The organism is Pseudomonas fluorescens, from assembly GCF_002022275.1.
GTDB lineage: Bacteria > Pseudomonadota > Gammaproteobacteria > Pseudomonadales > Pseudomonadaceae > Aquipseudomonas > Aquipseudomonas fluorescens_AJ.
On record NZ_MSDF01000052.1, the window covers coordinates 1 to 18,177 of the forward strand.

The following is an 18,177-nucleotide window of genomic DNA, read 5'->3' on the forward strand; positions in this document are numbered from 1 at the left end:
ACGGATTCAAGCCTGCGTTCGGCCAGCGTGGTTGACGGGGCGCCTCAGATCAAGATCAAGGTCACGAGCCAGGTCACAAGCAGAGCAACAGCTACGGCTTCAGTGCGGTGTTGGACTTGGGCGTTAAAAAAGCTGGGGCACCATGGTGACCCAGCTTTTTTTGTTGCGCTCGATGTATTCAGGCTGGCATCACCACAAAGCTCTCCGGCTTGCAGGTCAGCGCCACAGCCGTCCCCGGCGGCAGTGCGTGGCTGCCTGGGGTAGGCAGTTGCTGGCATTTGAGGTCAAGTGTGCCGTCCGCGACGGCGACGCGGTAGATGACGCGGTTGCCGATGAAGGAGGTGTCTTTGACTTTGCCGGCAAATGCGCCGTCGGCGAGGGGGGTGCCGAGTGCGGGTTCCAGGCCGATGGTTTCGGGGCGGATCGAGACGTTGACCGGGCCGCTGCCGAGGTTGGTTTTGGCGCTGTGGGCGTAGCGTCCGAATGGCAGCTCTACGTAGCCTTCGTGACCGTAGGTGCCGTTGACGATGTTGGTGTCGCCAAAGAACTTCGCCGCAAACAAGGTGCGCGGTGACCAGTACATTTCTTGCGGGCCGCCGATTTGTTCGATGCCGCCTTTGTTGAGCAGTACCACCCGGTCGGAGAGGATCATCGCCTCGTCCTGGTCGTGGGTGACGTAGACGAAGGTGGTGGAGGTTTCTTCGTGGATGCGTTTGATCTCGTTGAGCATGTGGTGGCGAATCTTCAGGTCCAGGGCCGCCAGCGGTTCATCGAGCAATAACACGGCCGGGCGGTTTACCAGGGCGCGGGCCAGGGCGACGCGCTGGGCCTGGCCGCCGCTGAGTTCGGAGATCCAGCGGTTCTTGAAGCTTTCAAGTTGCACCAGTTCCAGGGCTTTGGTCACTTCGCGCTTGATTTCGTCCCTGGGTTTTTTCTTCAGGCGCAGGCCGAAGGCGACGTTGTCGAACACGTCCAGGTGCGGGAACAGTGCGTATTTCTGGAACACCATGTTCACCGGGCGGTGCTCGGGGGCGAGGGCGGTGGAGTCCTTGCCGTCGATCACCACTTTGCCGGTGGTGGGCTCCTCGAAACCGGCAATGATGCGCATCAGGGTGGTTTTGCCGCAGCCGCTGGGGCCGAGCAGGGTGAGGATTTCATTGCGCTTGACGGTCAGGTCGACCTTGCCCAGGGCGGTCAGGTTGCCGTAGCTCTTGGAGATACCGGTGAGTTCAATACTGTTGGTCATGGTGATTACTCTGCAGTTTCAGCACGTTCAAGTTCGAGGCGGAGACGGCGCAAGGTCATGACCAGGCCGGCAATGGCGATAATGGCGATGGTCACCACCAGCATGAACACCGAGGCGGCGTTGATGGTGGGGCTGACGGCGCGGCGCATCATCGAGAGGATCATCAGCGGCAGGGTGGTGTCGCTGCCGGTGACGAACACGGTGATCAGGAATTCATCCATCGACAGCGCCACGGCGAGGATCGCGGCCCCGGCGATGGTCGGGCCGATGATCGGCAAGGTCACCAGCCAGAACGCCTTGAGCGGTGAAGCGCCCAGGTCGCGCGCGGCCTCTTCGAAGGACAGGTCGAAGTACTCCAGGCGCGAGCGCACCGATTCGACGAAAAACGGAAAGGTGAACAAGGTATGGCCGATGATCACCGTCAGCAGCGAGCGCGGCAGGCCGATCAGCGAGAAAAAGATCACCAGCGCGATACCGAGAAACAAGCCGGGCAAGGCAATCGGTGCGAAGTTCATAAAGGCGAACACCGCCTTGACCCGCCCCTTCATGCGCATCAACGCCATCGCCGAGAACGTACCCAGCAACGTGGTGAGCACGGCTGAGCCGAGCGCGACGATGGCGCTGTTGGTCAGGGCGCTCATGAAGTCCGAGCTGTTGAACAGCGCCGCATACCATTGCGTCGAGAAACCTTCGAACGGGAACGACAGCGACGGCGATGAGTGAAAGCTGAACAGCGCGATAATCGCGATCGGCGCGTAGAGGAACAGCATGTAAACGTAGGTAAATAGCCTGAGCATGACGAGGGACCTTTTTGATGGGCGGTATTCAGTCGTGGTAACGCTTGCCGGGTGCCAGGTTCGCCACCCGCAACACGGCCAGCAGCAGCGCGTAGACCAGCATGAATACAATCAGCAGCAGATAGGCCATCGCCGCACCCAGCGGCCAGTTGCCGACCGAGCGGAACTGGTTGGCGATCACCAGCCCTGTGGTCATGGCATCGCGGCCGCCGAGCAATTGCGGGGTGACGTAGTCACTGGCCGCGAGGACGAAGGTGAACATGAATGAGCTGACGATGCTTTTGTGCGCCATGGGCATGATCACCCGCCACAGAATCGTGACGCCGCCGGCGCCCAGGTCGGCGGCGGCTTCCAGGTAGTCACGCTTGATGTCGCGCAAGCCCGAAACCAGCAGCAACAGGGTGAAGGGCAGCATGATGTGCACCAGCGTCAGCACCACGGAAAACTTGCTGAACACCAGCCATTCCATGGGCTGGTCGATCAGGCCGAAGTGCATCAGGGTGGAGTTGATCACGCCGTTGGTGCCCAGGATCGAGCGCCAGGCGTAGACCCGCACCAAATAACTGGAAAACCACGACACCAGCGCCAGATACAACACGGCGTTGGAGCGGGTGCGGTACACGATGTAATACGCCACCGGGGCGCTGATCACGGTGGACAGCAGCGCGGTCCAGAAGCCGTTTTGCAGGGCGATCCACAGCGAGTCATAAAACCCGCTGGCCCCCAGGGCCCGCGCATAGCTTGCAAGACTTGCCGCGGGTTCCATGCTGAAGGTCTTGGCGGTCCAGAAACTGGCCACCAGCAGCAGCACCGAGGGCACCAGAAAGAACACCAGCAAAAACACCAGCGGCGGCGAGGCCAGCCAGTAGGCGCTGAGGGTTTTCTTGTCGATCTTTGTGCGTTTTGCGGCCTGTTCGTCCCCGTTTTGCAGGGTGATGGGCTCGCTGTTGTTGACTACGGTCATGATGAAATTGCCTGTGCTTTTATCCGATAACCCGTGCGCATGGGTGAAACAGGCGCGTGCTCACGCGCCCCGCATCGCAGCGCTTTAAAACGAACCCTTGAAGTTGGCCCACTGATCGATCCATTGCGCGTAGGTCACGTACTGGTCGGAGTTCAGCGGAGGCTGGCCGTAGAGTTTGGATTTCTCGAAAAAGCTGTCCAGGTGGGCGTAGTCGAAGGTGTTACGCAGCTCTTCGGACAGCAAAGGAATGGCCTTGGGGTTGACTACGCCGGAGAACATCGTGGTCGCCATCTTGGCTTGGGTATCGGCCTCCAGCACCTTGTTGATGAACTCCAGCGCCAGGGGAACATTCTTCGCCGTCTTCGGAATGAACAGCGCATCGCACCACAGCGCCGCGCCTTCGGCGGGCACTGAAAGCAGGGTGGTCACGCCGCGTTTGGTGGTTTCGCTGGGGGTGTTGGCGGAGGCCGAGAACACCACGTCGACTTCCCCGGACACCAGCAACGACACGGCATCGCCGGACGACGCAGCAAATACGCGGCACTGGTCGCGGTAGGGTTTGAGCTTTTCAAAGGCGTCGTCGAATTCGGCGCGGGTCAGGTTGGGGTACTTGTCGCCGTAGCCGGCAATGATTGCGATCAATGACCAGTTGGACGTGCCGTCGTCCACAAACGTAAGGCGGCCCTTGTATTTCGGGTCGAGCAGGTCGCTGTAGCGGGTGGGTTTTTTGACGTTTTTGGGGTTGTAAACGATGGTGTTCATGCCCCACAGCAAAGGCACGCCCCACTGCTTGCCATCCCAGTACCAGCGGCTGCCCTTGTAGAACAGCGGCAGGGTGTTGTCGGGTGAATAATTGGGGATTTTCGAGGTGTCGATGGCCTTGAGCAGGCCCATTTCCTTGTAGATGATCTCGTAGCCCAGCGCATACATGGTCAGGTCCAGTTGCACCGGATCGGAACCGGCCAGCCGTGCGGTGATGTCGTCCTGGTTGCTGGCGTAGCTGGACCGTACGGTGATGCCCTGTTGTTTGCGCCAATCGGCCAGTTCCGCGTCACCGGTCTCGCCCTCCCAACCGAGGATTTCCAGGTGACCGCCGGTGGCCGCGAACACGCTCGGCGCAAACGAGCCGATATACAGCCCCGCAGCAGAGGCGGCGGCGCCCAGCAGAAACGAGCGACGTTTCAAGCTCAGTGCGTTGAGGTCAATGCCGGTCAAACCATAACCCGTTTGTTTTTCTTCGTTCATTTCGAGTTCCTGCCTGGGGTAAGTGTGTGCAAACGCTATGAATGCAGTCGTGTAGATCGGCAGTGTTATGGCCAGCATTGTTTCCATGCTGCTGGGGAGGGGCTTAGCCTCCACTGGTCCGATTGACTCTTCCTTGGCGGGGCGACACCGGCCTGATTCACGGGCTATGTGCCCGTGCTTTGAGGGGGTTCGCCCAGCGGCTGATAGGCTCGGCTTGTTGTTTTCATGGCTTGAGTATTCGCCCGGCGGGCAGGCCACTCAATTTCGCAGCCCCGGCAAAAGCGACGCACACTGACGCATCAAAGTGACTTAAACGGCGCAGCCCCGGCCGTCTGGCGGGCGCCAGAGCGGCTGCGTCACCCTGCGTCTGTTTTTGTGCAGGGTGCGAAATTGAGCGCAAGCGACGGCGGGCCAATACTGCAGCGGTGATTCTTGAGCCAGGCGCGGTGCATTGATGAAACTCACGGGCAGCCAGATTGTTGTGAAAGCGCTGAAAGCCAACGGTGTCGACTACGTGGCCGGCGTGCCGGGTGAGGGCGCGCGGGGTCTGCTCGACGCCTTGTTGGCGCCGGGAACGGGCCTGCCGTTTATTCACGTCATGCAGGAGCACAGTGGCATCCACTTGGCCGATGGCTATTTTCGCGCGTGCGGGCGGCCCATGGCGGTGGTGCTTGCGGGGCCGCTGGAGCGTTCCAAGGCGGTGGGGGCGGTCGCGGCGGCGCAGGCGTTGCTGGTGATCAGCGGCGTTCATGACGACACGGAAGGTATGACCATCGAAGGGCTTCCCCAGGCCTTGCGCCAAGCGTTCGAGACGATGCTCAGTGAGCGCGGGCCGGTCAACCTGCCCATTGCTGTCGCCGTGCAGAACGCTACGCTTGGCACGCGCCTGCCACCCGCCAGCCTGCGCGCCGAACCGCCGTCGCCGGGGGCCACAAACGTCGCGGTGTTGCGTCAGGCCCGCGTGTCGCGTTCGGCACTGGAAGCGGATGCAATCCTGGTGGTGGGCGGTGGTGGTGTGCAGGCCCGGCTGGGAGAACTGTTCCCCAGCCATCACCCGGCCAGCCACTTGAGCACCGAGACCCTGGGGTGGGCGGTCCCCGCGGCGATTGGCGCGCGGCTCGCCATGCCTGCCCGGCAGGTGGTGTGCGCCGTGGGCAGCACCGACTTTTTGCAGTCGCTGCAAGAAATGGCGGTGTGCGTGATGCACAGCATTCCGGTGGTGTTTCTGGTGTTCAGCGCCAGCGCTGAGTTCAACCTGCCGGATGGCAAACCGTATGCCCCGGACTTTGCCGGTATCGCGCGCAATTTCGGCCTGGAGGCCTGGCGGGTCGAACACGCTTCGCAATTCAATCAGACCTTTATCAAGGCGCTAAACAGTACGGGCCCGTCCCTGGTCGAAGTGATGACAGCGGCGAGCGCGCCTTAGTCCTGGCCGCCCCACACGATCGTGGCGTTTTCGCCGGTCATGTATTCGCGCACATCCAGTGGGATCGACTGGTCGCTGGGCAACACCACCGTGGCGTTGCGCAGGTGGTGCTTGCGGATTTTGCCCTTGTCCACCAAGCCCAGGGCCATGCGCGTGGAGAAGGGTTGGCGGAAGGATGACGACGCCACGCCCGTGACCAAACCGTAGAGAAAGCGGATCGGCCGACGGTGCTGCGGCGTCAGGATCGAAAACGTCATCTCGTTGCGTTGCTTGCCTTCGAAATCCACCATGAACAAACGGTCGCCAAGCAGCAGGCAAAAGCCGTGGTAGGTGAAGGAATAACCGATCTTGCCGCTGCCATCGCGCAATGGAAAACGCTCTATGGTGACGTATTGCACCATGGAGTCGGCGCGGTACAGGCAGGTGACGGAGCGCAGTATCCGGCCTTTATAAATCGATGAGTTGTGATAGCGGTAATACACGCCCAAATAGTCTTCCAGCAGGTCGGCCGATTGTTTGGCCAGCGGCAGGAAGTGATTGAATTGTTCCGAGGCGCGCAAGTCAGTCGGCAACTCGTTTTCATAACCTTCATAGAACTTTTTGAACTCGGCGGGCGGGCGAAACAGGTCTTCGGCCTCCATCATGAAATAGCGCCCGATCTTTTGCAGGATCTTCTGCGAGGGCACGTGCTGGCCCACCAGGTACTTGTTGAATTGCTGGCGATTGACGTCGACCTTACGGCACATATCCGCCACCGAGCGGCAGGACTCCACCAGGGTGCTCAGGTTCTTTTGCACATTGGCCTGCAGGTCGCTGCGCAGCTGCTGGCGTTCGGGGTGCGAGGTGGCGGTGGCTAACGACAGGGCGGGTGAGTCTGCGCGATTGGGCATGCTGTTCTCGACGTGACTGATTCGGTTATAGCGCCAGTTATTCAAGTTATCCAGCAGTTATCAGATAACTTTCGGAATAACCGTTATAACCGTTTAACTGTTTGATTCTTATACTAATTACTCAAGCATCTTCCATGCCGAAGGCTCGCACTTGCCGAGAACTTTCGGCGCCGGCCAACTGCGTCAGTTTGTAAGCAGTTTTCCGACACTGCGCGTGTATAACGACGTGCTGTTTTTTGGGGCAAGTCTATTGTTTCGCGCACCTTTTGGGTAACGCATAAGCGCAGTCAGTAACACCTTCAGCCTTTGCGGGTAACACCGCTTGCCGGGGTAAAAGTGCTTCGGTCCGCGTCAGGTATCGAGGGGTGTGCGAAATGGAGAAAAACCTGCGCGCGCTGAATACTCGGGGCAGGGCGTTTGCGAGGCAGACGCGATGATCACGTTACCGAGGGCATTCCATGTCAAGCGAACTGCAACGAGCCGCGTATTCGGTTCTCCTTCCGGCCTTTGCCGATTTGCAGCTGGACGACACCGTACGGCGCTACCTGAGCCGTGGCGGTGTGTCGATCCTGCTCGGTGAAACCCGCGACGAATACGTTGGCCGGGGCATGAGCCCGGCTCGCAAGGCGGCCGAGACCAGTGCCGGCTTTATCAATATTGCCCGTGAAGCGGCCGCATTGGCGGGGGCGCCGGTGCTGGTAGCGGTGGATCAGGAACTGGGCGGGATCGAACGCCTGCATCAATTGGTGCCTGCCGTGGCCAGCCGGGCCGAGCTTGAGGGCCTTGGGGCCGATGTGATCGAGAAACGCTGTTTTGAAATGGCCACCGTGGCGCGCAGCCTGGGCGTCAACCTGTTCCTGGCGCCGATTGTGGATGTGGTCACCGGCGCCAACCCATGGTTGCACAACCGCCACCTGGGCGCCGACCCGCACGAAGTCAGCCGGGTGTCCTGCGCCTTTATCCGTGGGGTTCAGCGCGCCGGGGTGATTGCCACCGCCAAGCATTTCCCGGGGCATTACGTGACCGAGCACGACCCGGCAATCGCCGAAGCCACGGTACCGGGGCCGCTGGAATTGCTGGACGCCAACCTCGACGTGTTCAGGCAGGTCATCGCCACCGGCGTCAAAGCCGTGATGCCCGGGCCTGCGGTGTTTGCGGCACTCGACCCGGAGCAATCGGCCTCAACCTCACCGGCGGTCATCGGGCTGCTGCGTGACACGCTGGGGTTTGACGGTTTGATCATTTCCGATGACCTGGATGCCGTGTCGATTCTGCGCGGCAACAGCATTCCCGACACGGCCGTCGCCTCGCTGGTGGCCGGGGCGCACTTGCTGCTGGTGTCCAGCGAATCCGGCCTGGATGCGATTGCCGAGGCGATCGTCAACGCGGTGCATGAAGGTGCCCTGGACCGCCAGGTGCTGCTGGCCGCCGCCGCCAAGGTACGCCACCTCGCCAGCCAGGGGGCGCGTGATGAGCAGCAATGAGCGCAAGGCTTACGGCGTGCTGTTCCCGGTGGTGCTTGACCTGGAAATGACTGACGAGGTGCGCCGCTTCCTCGGCAATGGCGGGCGCAGCCTGCTGTTTGGCGAGACCGCCGAGGAATATGTCAGCGGCGTGATGAGCCCGGCCCGCCTGCACTGCGAAACCCTGGATAAGTGGCAGCGTTATACCGCTGCGGCCATTGAGCTGGGCGGGCCGTTGTTGCTTGCGGCCGATGCGGACATCTCTGCCGTGCACCGTTTGCAGGGCGTTGCACCGGCATTGCCCGAGCCGGATGCGGCCAGGGCAATGGCGGTTTCCGAGCTGGAAGACGCGTGCTTTCGCGTCGCCTGCGCAGTGCGTGATGCCGGGGTCAACCTGCTGCTGTCACCCACGGCAGATGTCGTCGGCGGCCCGAACGTGTGGCTCAGCGGGCGCACATTGTCCGATGACGTCGAGCAGGCCGCTGCGATGGTCGGTGCCTATGTGCGTGGCGTGCGCCGGGCCGGTGTGGCCAGCACGCTCAAGCATTTTCCCGGGCACCCGGTGTTGCTGCGCCAACCGGCGGTTGAAGAGGCGCAGGTCAACGCAACGCTGGCGCAATTGCGCGCGTATTGGCCGGCCTTCCAGGCGGGCGTCGACGCCGGGGCCGACGCGGTGATGATGGGGCCGGCGATTTTTACGGCCTGCACGCCGCCGGTTGCCGCGTCGATCTCGCCCGAGTTGATCGGCGTGCTGCGCGAGGAGCTGGGTTTCAGCGGCGTGGTGATGACCATCGACCTGGACCATCGCTCCGTTATCGGCCAACGCTCGCTCAGCGAGGTGGCGGTGCAGGCCTTGAACGCCGGTGCCGACCTGCTGCTGATTTCCGCCCGGGCGCTGCCGCAACTGCCTCACATCGCCGATGCGATTGTTGGCGCCGTAGCCCACGGACGCTTGCCCCAATCGCGCCTCGATGCAGCCGCGCTGGCCGTTGCTCGCCTGGCAAATCGCCTCTCAACCGCCCCTTAGGAGCGCCCCATGACAACCCTGACCCTGCATTCCACCGTCGCCAAGCATTCCACCTTGGCGATGGACCTCGACATCGCGAGCGCCGTGGGCTTCGACGCACTGGAAATCAACAGCGGCAAACTCGAAGCCTATCTGCAGGCCGGCTACACCGAAGCCGAGTTGCGCGCACTGCTCAAGCCTGTGCAGGTGCCCGGCATCGGTTACCTGCGCGACATCGAACGCCAAGGCGCCGAGCGCGACGAACTGTTCAAAGAGGCCGAGCGCCTGTTTCAACTGGCTAATCTGGCCGGCGCCAAGGGCGTTCAAGTGCTCACCGGGCCGATCAATGTGCAGGCGGTGCATGACTTCCAGCGCAGCGGCCACAGCCCGCATTACACCGGCCTGTTGGGGCAGGACTTGACCGAGCAATACCGGCTGACCGCGAAAAACCTAACCTCGCTGGCCGACCTCGCCGCGCAGTACGACGTGCTGCTCTACCTCGAAGCCTTGTCATGGACGCCCTTGAACAGCCTCGCGCACCAACTGCAACTGATCGACCGCAGCGAGCGCAGCAACGTGAAGATGGTCATCGATTACTGGCATTGCTTTACCTCCGGCAACACGCCGGACGACGTAGCACGGCTCGACAAGGAGGTGATCTACGGCGTGCACGTGTGCGACTCGCTGCCTTTCAGCGGCGGTATTGCGGATGAAGCGGTGTTGCGCGACGTCCCCACCGGCAGCGGGGTGCTGGACCTTGGCGCGTGGACGGCGGCGGTCAAGGCCACCGGTTATGCGGGCTGGTGGAGCTGCGAGTTGTTCTGCCAGAAACAGCAGCAGCAAAACAGCTACGCCGTGGCAAAGGACCTGCACACGCTGTTGCGCCGACTGGTGGGCTGATTCGGCCTGCCACTTCCCGAACAATCAAAACAATTGAGGTCGTCATGGTGGATTACATCGTGATCGGAGGCGGCTCTACGGGCTGCACGGTCGCATCGCGCTTGAGTGAAGACACGTCGGCATCGGTGGTGCTGTTTGAAGAGGGGCCGCGAGACCGCAGCCCATATATCCACATCCCCGGCGCCTACTACAAAACCGCCCAAGGGCCGTTACTCAAGCGCTATGCCTGGGAGCCCACTGAGGACCAGCATCGCAGCGAAACACCGACCATGGTCCAGGCCAGCGTGCTGGGCGGCGGCAGCTCGGTGAACGCGATGATCTACATCCGCGGTGTACCGGCGGATTACGACGGTTGGGCCGAGCAGGGCGCCACCGGCTGGTCCTATAACGATGTGCTGCCGTACTTCAAAAAAGCCGAAGACAACGAACGTTTTTGCAATGCCGCCCATGGCGTGGGCGGGCCGCTGGGGGTGTCGGACCCGATCAACATTCACCCGCTGACCAAGGTCTGGCTGCGCGCGTGCCAGCAATACGGCCTGCCGTACAACGAAGACTTCAACTCGGGCCAGCCCCAAGGTTGCGGGCTGTACCAGATCACCGCCAAAAACGGTTTTCGCAGCAGCGCGGCGGTGGCTTATCTGGCGCCGGCCAAACGTCGCACGAACCTCACGGTCAAGACGGGCTGCCGGGTGCTGCGGATTTTGCTGCAGGGCGACAAAGCGGTGGGCGTGGAATACCTCGAAAACGGCGTGCGTCAGGTGATGCACGCCGGGAAAGAGGTGGTGCTCTGCGCCGGCGCCATCAACTCGCCGCGCTTGCTGATGCTGTCCGGCATCGGCCCCGCGGCGCAGCTGGAAAAGCATGGCATCCAGGTGACCAAGGACTTGCCGGGTGTCGGGCAGAACCTGCAGGACCATATCGAAATATCGCTGGTGTATGAACTGACCGGCCCGCACAGCTACGACAAGTACAAGAAGCCGTTCTGGAAACTCATGGCCGGCTTGCAATACGCGCTGTTCAGGCAGGGCCCGGCGGCCTCCAACCTGATTGAAGGCGGGGCATTCTGGTGGGGCGACAAAGACGCCGTGCACCCGGATATCCAGTACTTCATGGTGGTGGGCGCAGGCATTGAGGAAGGCGTGGATTCAGTGCCGGGCGGCAATGGCTGCACCCTGAACCTGGGGCAGATCCGGCCTCGCTCGCGGGGCTACGTGGAGTTGTATTCCAGCGACCCGATGTCGCCGCCGCGCATCGTGCCCAATTATTTTTCCGACCCCTATGACATCGAAAGCCTGGTGGACGGCTGCCTGGTGGGCGAGGCGATCATGGCCCAGGCCGCGTTCACGCCTTACATCGCGCGGCGCCACGTGCCGCAAGACAGCGTGCGCACACGCGACGCGATGAAACAGTTCTGCCATGAACAAGCGCACGCAGCCTTGCACCCGGCGGGCACCTGCCGCATGGGCGTGGATGAGCTGGCCGTGGTGGGGCCGGATTTGAAAGTGCATGGCATTCAAGGGTTGCGTGTGGCCGATGCGTCAGTCATGCCGACGCTGATCTCGGGCAACCCCAATTCGGTGTGCATCATGATCGGCGAAAAAGCCGCCGACCTGATCAGGCAGGCGCGCTAGCTGCACCGTTTTGGTTCGGTTGCTACCGACCCGTGAAGGGCGAACAGTGTCCCCGTGGCGAGCGGGCTTGCCCCGCGTTGGGTTGCGAAGCGACCCTAAAAAGGCAGAATGCGGTGAGTCAGTCACGCTGCGACCGCTGGTTTTGGGGCTGCTTCGCAGCCCAACGCGGGGCAAGCCCGCTCGCCACAGGGTACTTGTCGCCTGTTCTACCTCACACCCCGAGCAACCACAGCACGCCACAGCCGCCAAGGGCACACACCGACAGGGCAATGGCCAGCCGCGCTTGCCATTCGAGGGACAACCCACGGGAGCCGTGAAGTTTTTCAATCGAATCAAGCGGCTGTACCTGGCCGTTGATCACCCGGGCGGTGGCAAAGAACAAACTGTGCATGGCGTATACCTCTGGGTCGTTTCTGCTCATGTCGAGGCGCGAGTAGCCCTCTGACAACACTAGAGCAAGCGCCATGCCACCTTCTAGCGCTGCTCCACCAGATTGAGGAAACGCCGGGTGCGCTCGTCTGCGGGATTCACCAGAATCTGCTGCGGCGTGCCATCGGCGACGATCTTGCCGGCCTCCATGAATAACACGCGGTCAGCGATGTCCTGGGCGAACTTCATTTCATGGGTCACCAGCAGCATGGTCATTTGCTGTTCGTGGGCGATCGAGCGAATTACCGCCAGCACTTCGCCGACCAGCTCCGGGTCCAGGGCCGATGTGACTTCATCGAACAGCATCACTTGCGGGCGCATCGCCAAGGCGCGCGCGATCGCCACGCGCTGCTGCTGGCCACCCGAGAGCTGGGCTGGGTAGGCGTCCGCCTTGTGGCTCAAGCCCACCAGGCTCAGGTACTCGTCGGCGCGGGCATTGGCTTCGTCGCGGCTGAGCTTCAAGACCCTGTACGGCGCCTCGGTGATGTTTTCCCGTACGCTCAGGTGCGGGAACAGGTTGAACTGCTGGAACACCATGCCGACGCGATGCACCACCGGCGCTCTGCGTGCGCCCGGCCAATGCCAGCGGCGTTGCTTGTCGGGCACGGCGGCACCTGCGACTTCGATGGTGCCGTGCTGGTAGCTTTCCAGGCCCTTGATCAGGCGCAGCACGGTGGACTTTCCGGAGCCGCTTGGCCCGATCAAGGCAACTTTCTGGCCTTGGGGGATGCACAGGTCGAGATGGTCGATGACCCGTGTGCGGCCAAAATCCTTGACCACGTGCTTGAGCTGGATCTGCGCCGGCGCCAGGCGGTGGGTGTGGGAGAGATCAGTCATGGCGGCGCCTTTCGAGGTAGGTGAAAAACAGTGAAGTGGGCACGCTGATCGCCAGGAACATCAGCGCCATGACGGTGTAGGGCTCGTTGTAGCGGTAGGTCATGCCTGCGATTTGCTTGGCGGCCTGGAACAGTTCCGGGATGGTGATCACGGCCAGCAGCGGGGTTTCCTTGAACATGCCGATCAAGTAGTTGCCGAGGATCGGCAGCATCGGCTTCAACGCCTGGGGCAGCACGATCCGGCGCCAGGTGGTGGCGGTGTCGAGGTCCAACGCCTTGGCGGCCTCCCACTGGCCGGCCGGTACGCCTTCGATGGCGCCGCGATAGGCTTCGGCGATGTAAGCACCGTAATACAACCCCAGCCCGATCACCCCGGTGGAAATCGCGGGGAGGGTGATGCCGACTAAAGGCAAGGCAAAAAACAGCACATACAACTGCACCATCAACGGCGTATTGCGAAAGAAGCTGAGGTAGCCACGGCTCAGCGTGTGCACGATGCCGACGTGCGAACGTTGCGCGATGGCCAGCACCAAACCCAGCAACACGGCAAGCACAAAGCCCAGCACCACCACCTGGAACGTCACCAGCAAGCCGCGAAACAAATCGGGCAGGATCGACAGGGCGAACCCGTAATCGAAGTTCATGCCGTTCGGTCCCTGCGCCAGCCCGTCACGTGGCGCTCATAGCGTTTCACCAGCCAGCTCAACGGCCAGGCCATGACGAAATAGCACAGCAGCACGATGCTCCAGATCAGTGTCTGTTGGCCCAGCGTGGTGACGAGCTGGCCGCCGGCAAACGTCAGGTCGCTGAGGGTGATCAGCGACACCAGCGAGGTGGTTTTCATCAGCTCAACCAGCTGGTTGCCCAACGGCGGCAGCATGAACGGCAGCGCTTGCGGCAGCAGGATGCGGCGAAAGGCGGTGACGGGGGCAAAGTCCAGGGCGCGAATCGCGTCACGCTGGCCACGGCTGACGTTGACCAGTGCCGAGCGCACGATTTCCGAGCCATACGCCGAAAACGTCAGGCCCAGGCCCAGCACGCCGGTGGTCATCGGTGACAGGCTGATGCCGAACAGCGGCAAGATGAAAAACAGGTAGAACAGCAACACCAGCGCCGAGATGCCGCGCAGTACTTCGACGTACAGGGTGGCGATCCAGCGCAAGGGGCGTGAAGACGAAAGGCGCATCAGCGCGATGACGAACGACATCACCAGAACCGCCAGCTCTGCGAGAACGGTGATCTCCAGCGTGGTCAGCGCGCCATGGGCCAACTGGCGCGCGATGAACGCTGCGGTATCCAGCGTTGAGGGGTCGATAAACATGGCGGGTACGGCTACCTGGAAACTCAGAGCGCGCAGCGTTGGGCGGCAGTAACACCGGCTTCCGGCAGTTCATTATCGGTGTAGCCGTATTTCTGCAGGATCTTCAGCAGCTCGCCGGATGCACGCAGTTTGGCCAGTTGCTCGTTAAAGGCCTGGGTGAATTCCGGGTCGTTTTTCGGCAGGCCATAGGCGTGGTAATTCCAGGTCGGCTTGCCTTGCGCGTCAGGAATTTGCTCAAAGGGCAGGGCGCGTTCGATGTCGCTGCTGTTGGCTTTTTTCACCAGGCTGATGATCTCGGCGTCCGGGAAATACACCACGTCAACGCGGTTGGCTTCGAGGGCGGCGAGGGCTTCGGTGTCTTTGTCGAAGAGGATCACGTTGGCGGCGCTGATGCCGGTGTCCTTGGCCTCCTGGACCTGGTTGGTGCCGGTTTGCGTGGCCAGGCGGGCCTTGGGGTTCGCGGCGACGTCCTTGAGGCTGTGCAGCTTCAACGGGTTGCCCGCTTTGACAATAAACGCACCGCCGGAATGGGTCACGGGGTTGGAGTAACCGATCACTTTGCAGCGGGCGGGGTTGATAAACAGGCCCGCACCAATCAGGTCAAAACGCCCGGCGGCGAGGCCCGGCACCAATGAACCGAAGTCGGTGATCGGGGTTTCAATTTTAGTGATGCCCAGGGGCTTCAGGATGGCTTGCAGCACTTCGACGTTGGCCCCGGTGACCTTGCCGTCGGTGCCGATGTAAGCGTAAGGCTGTTCATTGGCGATGCCCGCCACCAGCCCGTTGCTGCGGCCTTTTTCAAGCAAGCCGGCCATGGCCGACGAGGCCAAGAATGTGCTGAGCAGTGCAGCGGAACCCAGGGTGACGGAGAGCGAGCGAAGGTTGATGCCTTTCATGATGAACTCGACGGGGAAATGGGAAGAGGGTCCATGCGGGTGACAGCGAGACGTCACGGCGACTGGAGTCAGGCGCGCGAGGCTTTCCTAAGCTTGAGAATGACTCTATAGCTATAAGAAATATTATTTAAATATCTTTGGGGAATATCGATAGATCGCGGGGGTGTGCAGCGGGGCGAGGCAGCCCTGCAACTGCGGGAGTTGCAGGGCCTGTAGCGGGGAGACTTACTCTTTCACGTCCATGAACTCTTCAGCCCATGCCACGTAGTTTTCAGGCCGCGTGTAGGTATGCGTCAGCTCTGTGGCACCGAGGTTGGAGGTGCTGTGAGTGAGTTTGCGCTGGGCACGCAGGCTGTCGTAAGTGGCCTTGATCGATGCGAAATAGGCGCCATGGCCGGCCACCACAATGCGCACGCCGAGCTTGGCCAGGTGCTCGCTGTCATTGAGTTTCGGGTTGCCGTAGGTCACCAGCATCAAGGGCACCGTGAGGTTCTCGGCGATCTGCTCAAGGTGGTCGAAGTCTTTGACGCCGACCATGCAGATGCCGTCAGCACCGGCTTTCTGGTAGGCCAGGGTGCGCTCGATCACTTCTTCGGTAGGCAGCACGCCAGCGTTGGTGCGCGCAATGATCGACAGTTCAGGATCAACCCGCGCTTCCAGCGCTGCCTTGACCTTGCCGATGCCTTCCTCGATGGAGATCAGGTCGGTGGACTTGCGCCCAAATTGTGCCGGCAGCAGCGTGTCTTCAATGGTCAGCGCAGCCACACCGGCGCGCTCAAGCTCTTCGACGGTGCGCATGACGTTCAGCGCGTTGCCATAGCCGTGGTCGGCATCCGCAATGAAAGGCAGTTGGGCGACACGACCGATGCGGGTGGCCTGCTCAACGAACTCACTCAAGGTAATCAGCGCAAAGTCGGGGGCCGCGAGCACCTGCAAGGAGGCGACGGAACCACCGAGAATGCCGACTTCAAAGCCCAGGTCGGCGGCGATACGCGCGGACATGGGGTCAAAGACGGAGGCGGTTTCAACGCAGATGGGCTTTGCAAGCAGTTCACGGAAATTGCGGCGCAATGCTGAGTGAGAAATTTTCGGCATGTTCTTTCCTGGCTCTGGTCATCGTCGAGTGACGATCAATGTCTATTCGTGGTGGCGCGAGATTACCACGCAGACGAACCGCAGATGATGACGTTTGAGTATGAGGTATGCGTCAAGCACATGGATCCTGGGTTCACAGTTCGGTGATGGACAGCCGAAAATTCGTGCGATCTGCATAAACCAATCCGAATGTTTTAGCCAGCATACAAACATGAAACATCTTGTAAATGTTTCATGTTTGACAAATTGACGTCAAAAATTTGCGCCAATAGTATCGCCGCCAAATGATGGCACTAAGCCATTTCGTCAATGGAGTGGCCATGCGCGTTTCAATCCTCACATCAACGTGCTACGCGCTGGCACTGACCGGCGTTACGCTGGCCTTTACGGTTCAAGCGGCGCCCAACCCGGGTGACACCGACCTGATTCGTGACCGCCAGGACCGCCTCCTTGAAGAACAACGCCGGCGCCTGGATGACCTCAAAGAGCTGCCTGGCCATACCGCGCCGTCCCAGGCGCCGGACGCCGCAGCGGACAGCCGCTGCTTTCCGATCAAGACCGTAGAACTCAGTGGCGCGGACGCTTTGTCCCCCGCCGAACGCACGCAGCTGTTGGCGCCCTACATCGACCAATGCCTGGGGGTTGCGCAGCTCAATGCCCTGCTCAAAGTCATCACCGAGCGCTATATCGCACTGGGGCTGGTCACCAGTCGCGCCTATTTGCCGCAACAGGACCTGTCCAGCGGCACCTTGAAGGTGCAAGTCGTGGAGGGCCGGCTTGAAGGGTTAAAAGGCGCCGAGGGCAGCGGTTTTTCCCAGCGCCAGTTGGCGCAAGTGTTCCCGGGCAAGCCCGGCGAGGTGCTCAACCTACGCGAAATCGAGCAGATGGTTGACCAGCTCAACCGTCTGCCATCGAACCAGGCGCAAATGGAGCTGGCACCCGGCAAGGCCGTGGGCGGCAGCGACGTGCTGGTCAAAAACACTCCGCAAAAGCCGTGGCGCGCCGGGTTGTCCTACGGCAATGACGGCCAGCGCAGCACCGGTCGACAGCAGGCCGGCACCAGTTTCGACTGGGATAACCCGCTGGGGCTGTCCGACCAGCTCTCGCTGCGCGCAGGCCATGATGTGGTCAGCGACACCACCAAGAATTCGCGCAACGCGATGCTCAATTACAACCTGCCGTTCGGCTGGTGGAACCTCACGTACAGCTACAGCGAAAGCGAGTACCGCTCCCAGGCCCAGGCCAACGGTTTCAACTTCAAACAAAGCGGCGACAGCCAGAACCACCAGCTGCGCCTTGAACGAGTGATCTACCGCGACGCGCTGAGCAAAACCTCGCTGAGCACCGGCGTGTCGTCCCTCAACACCCACAACTACATTGAAGACAGCAAGCTGGCGCTGAGCAGCAATCGCATCAGCGAAGCGCAATTCGGCATCAACCATGGCCGGCGTATCGGCGGGGCGTTTCTCAACATCGACCTGGGCATGCAGGACGGTATTGGCGCCTTTGATGCCCAGAGCAACCGTGACGTCAAAGCCGGCCAGCCCGATGCGCGCTACCGCAAATACACCGCCACCGTCAGCTATTTGCAGCCGTTCAAGCTGTGGGACGAGTCGTTGAGTTTCAGCAGCCTGATGACCGGCCAGCACAGCGAAGACGTGCTGTTCAGCCCCCAACGCACCAGCCTCGGCGGGCAATCGTCGATTCGCGGTTACCAGGACCAGACCCTTTCCGGCGACAGCGGCGGCTATTGGCGCAACGACCTGCGCTGGACCCGCCCGGTGACCTGGAACTGGATGCACGCGGTGTTTGCCGAGTACGGCAGCAGCCTTGGCTATGACCGGGGCGTGATCAGCCACGGGCGCTACAACCCTGACCAGCACGGGCGCATGAGCAGCGACTCGCTGGAACTGTTTGCCCGGGGCGCCAACGTGGCGGCCACCGTGACCTTTGCGCATTCCCTGGAACGACCCGACGCGATCACCGAACGTGAAGCACCGATCTATTTGCGCCTGGATTTCTTCCTCTAACT

General features: G+C 61.5%; 17 protein-coding genes. 6 read left to right on the forward strand and 11 right to left on the reverse strand.

Annotated elements, in window-relative coordinates:
• Window positions 1-178 precede the first annotated feature (178 nt).
• The 4 genes from BFW87_RS25135 to BFW87_RS25150 all read right to left on the reverse strand — a co-directional run bounded on the left by BFW87_RS25135 (window position 179) and on the right by BFW87_RS25150 (window position 4,252).
• Entirely contained in the window at window positions 179-1,246 is a 1,068-nt protein-coding gene (locus tag BFW87_RS25135; RefSeq protein ID WP_078742412.1) for an ABC transporter ATP-binding protein, read from the reverse strand.
• 5 nt (window positions 1,247-1,251) lie between these two features.
• Window positions 1,252-2,043, reverse strand: a complete 792-nt coding sequence (locus BFW87_RS25140) for an ABC transporter permease (RefSeq protein ID WP_078742413.1) — start codon at window positions 2,041-2,043, stop codon at window positions 1,252-1,254.
• 28 nt (window positions 2,044-2,071) lie between these two features.
• Window positions 2,072-3,007, reverse strand: coding sequence for an ABC transporter permease (locus tag BFW87_RS25145; RefSeq protein ID WP_078742414.1), 936 nt, complete (start codon window positions 3,005-3,007; stop codon window positions 2,072-2,074).
• 84 nt (window positions 3,008-3,091) lie between these two features.
• Window positions 3,092-4,252 carry an ABC transporter substrate-binding protein gene (locus BFW87_RS25150; protein WP_078742415.1) on the reverse strand — a complete coding sequence of 387 codons (1,161 nt, stop codon included), beginning with the start codon at window positions 4,250-4,252 and terminating at the stop codon, window positions 3,092-3,094.
• Window positions 4,253-4,706: 454 nt separating this feature from the next.
• Between BFW87_RS25150 and BFW87_RS25155 the strand changes: the two genes are divergently transcribed.
• Window positions 4,707-5,678, forward strand: coding sequence for a thiamine pyrophosphate-dependent enzyme (locus tag BFW87_RS25155; protein WP_078742416.1), 972 nt, complete (start codon window positions 4,707-4,709; stop codon window positions 5,676-5,678).
• On the opposite strand, the gene BFW87_RS25160 is transcribed toward BFW87_RS25155, so the two are convergent.
• Window positions 5,675-6,541, reverse strand: coding sequence for a helix-turn-helix transcriptional regulator (locus BFW87_RS25160; protein ID WP_078742720.1), 867 nt, complete (start codon window positions 6,539-6,541; stop codon window positions 5,675-5,677). The genes BFW87_RS25155 and BFW87_RS25160 overlap by 4 nt on opposite strands.
• 485 nt (window positions 6,542-7,026) lie before the next feature.
• Here BFW87_RS25160 and BFW87_RS25165 point away from each other — a divergent pair, with 485 nt between their 5' ends.
• From BFW87_RS25165 to BFW87_RS25180, 4 genes are read left to right on the forward strand one after another with little or no spacing between them, the layout of a single operon-like run.
• Window positions 7,027-8,052 (forward strand): glycoside hydrolase family 3 N-terminal domain-containing protein, encoded by a 1,026-nt coding sequence (locus tag BFW87_RS25165; protein ID WP_078742417.1) that lies wholly within the window; start codon window positions 7,027-7,029, stop codon window positions 8,050-8,052.
• Window positions 8,039-9,058 carry a glycoside hydrolase family 3 N-terminal domain-containing protein gene (locus tag BFW87_RS25170; protein WP_078742418.1) on the forward strand — a complete coding sequence of 340 codons (1,020 nt, stop codon included), beginning with the start codon at window positions 8,039-8,041 and terminating at the stop codon, window positions 9,056-9,058. The genes BFW87_RS25165 and BFW87_RS25170 overlap by 14 nt, the downstream gene beginning before the upstream one ends.
• Before the next feature lie 9 nt (window positions 9,059-9,067).
• Window positions 9,068-9,937 (forward strand): sugar phosphate isomerase/epimerase family protein, encoded by an 870-nt coding sequence (locus tag BFW87_RS25175; RefSeq protein WP_078742419.1) that lies wholly within the window; start codon window positions 9,068-9,070, stop codon window positions 9,935-9,937.
• Between the two features lie 44 nt (window positions 9,938-9,981).
• A complete protein-coding gene (locus BFW87_RS25180; protein WP_078742420.1) occupies window positions 9,982-11,568 on the forward strand; it encodes a GMC family oxidoreductase in 1,587 nt (528 codons plus the stop codon).
• Window positions 11,569-11,779: 211 nt separating this feature from the next.
• Here the strand turns inward: BFW87_RS25180 and BFW87_RS25185 are convergent, their stop codons facing one another.
• The 6 genes from BFW87_RS25185 to BFW87_RS25210 form a co-directional block, all read right to left on the reverse strand.
• Window positions 11,780-11,959: a hypothetical protein gene (locus BFW87_RS25185; protein ID WP_078742421.1), complete on the reverse strand. Its 180-nt coding sequence runs from the start codon at window positions 11,957-11,959 to the stop codon at window positions 11,780-11,782.
• An 83-nt stretch (window positions 11,960-12,042) separates the two neighbouring features.
• A complete protein-coding gene (locus tag BFW87_RS25190; protein WP_078742422.1) occupies window positions 12,043-12,834 on the reverse strand; it encodes an amino acid ABC transporter ATP-binding protein in 792 nt (263 codons plus the stop codon).
• Window positions 12,827-13,477, reverse strand: a complete 651-nt coding sequence (ehuD, locus tag BFW87_RS25195) for an ectoine/hydroxyectoine ABC transporter permease subunit EhuD (RefSeq protein WP_078742423.1) — start codon at window positions 13,475-13,477, stop codon at window positions 12,827-12,829. The genes BFW87_RS25190 and ehuD overlap by 8 nt, the downstream gene beginning before the upstream one ends.
• Window positions 13,474-14,154: an ectoine/hydroxyectoine ABC transporter permease subunit EhuC gene (gene ehuC, locus BFW87_RS25200; RefSeq protein ID WP_078742424.1), complete on the reverse strand. Its 681-nt coding sequence runs from the start codon at window positions 14,152-14,154 to the stop codon at window positions 13,474-13,476. Before ehuC ends, ehuD begins: the two co-directional genes overlap by 4 nt.
• Window positions 14,155-14,177: 23 nt before the next feature.
• Complete coding sequence (gene ehuB / locus BFW87_RS25205; protein WP_078742425.1) at window positions 14,178-15,050, reverse strand: ectoine/hydroxyectoine ABC transporter substrate-binding protein EhuB; 873 nt, start codon at window positions 15,048-15,050, stop codon at window positions 14,178-14,180.
• Between the two features lie 225 nt (window positions 15,051-15,275).
• On the reverse strand, window positions 15,276-16,145 hold the full coding sequence (locus tag BFW87_RS25210) for an isocitrate lyase/PEP mutase family protein (protein WP_078742426.1): 870 nt from the start codon (window positions 16,143-16,145) through the stop codon (window positions 15,276-15,278).
• 320 nt (window positions 16,146-16,465) lie between these two features.
• Between BFW87_RS25210 and BFW87_RS25215 the strand changes: the two genes are divergently transcribed.
• Window positions 16,466-18,175: a ShlB/FhaC/HecB family hemolysin secretion/activation protein gene (locus tag BFW87_RS25215; RefSeq protein WP_078742427.1), complete on the forward strand. Its 1,710-nt coding sequence runs from the start codon at window positions 16,466-16,468 to the stop codon at window positions 18,173-18,175.
• Window positions 18,176-18,177 lie beyond the last annotated feature (2 nt).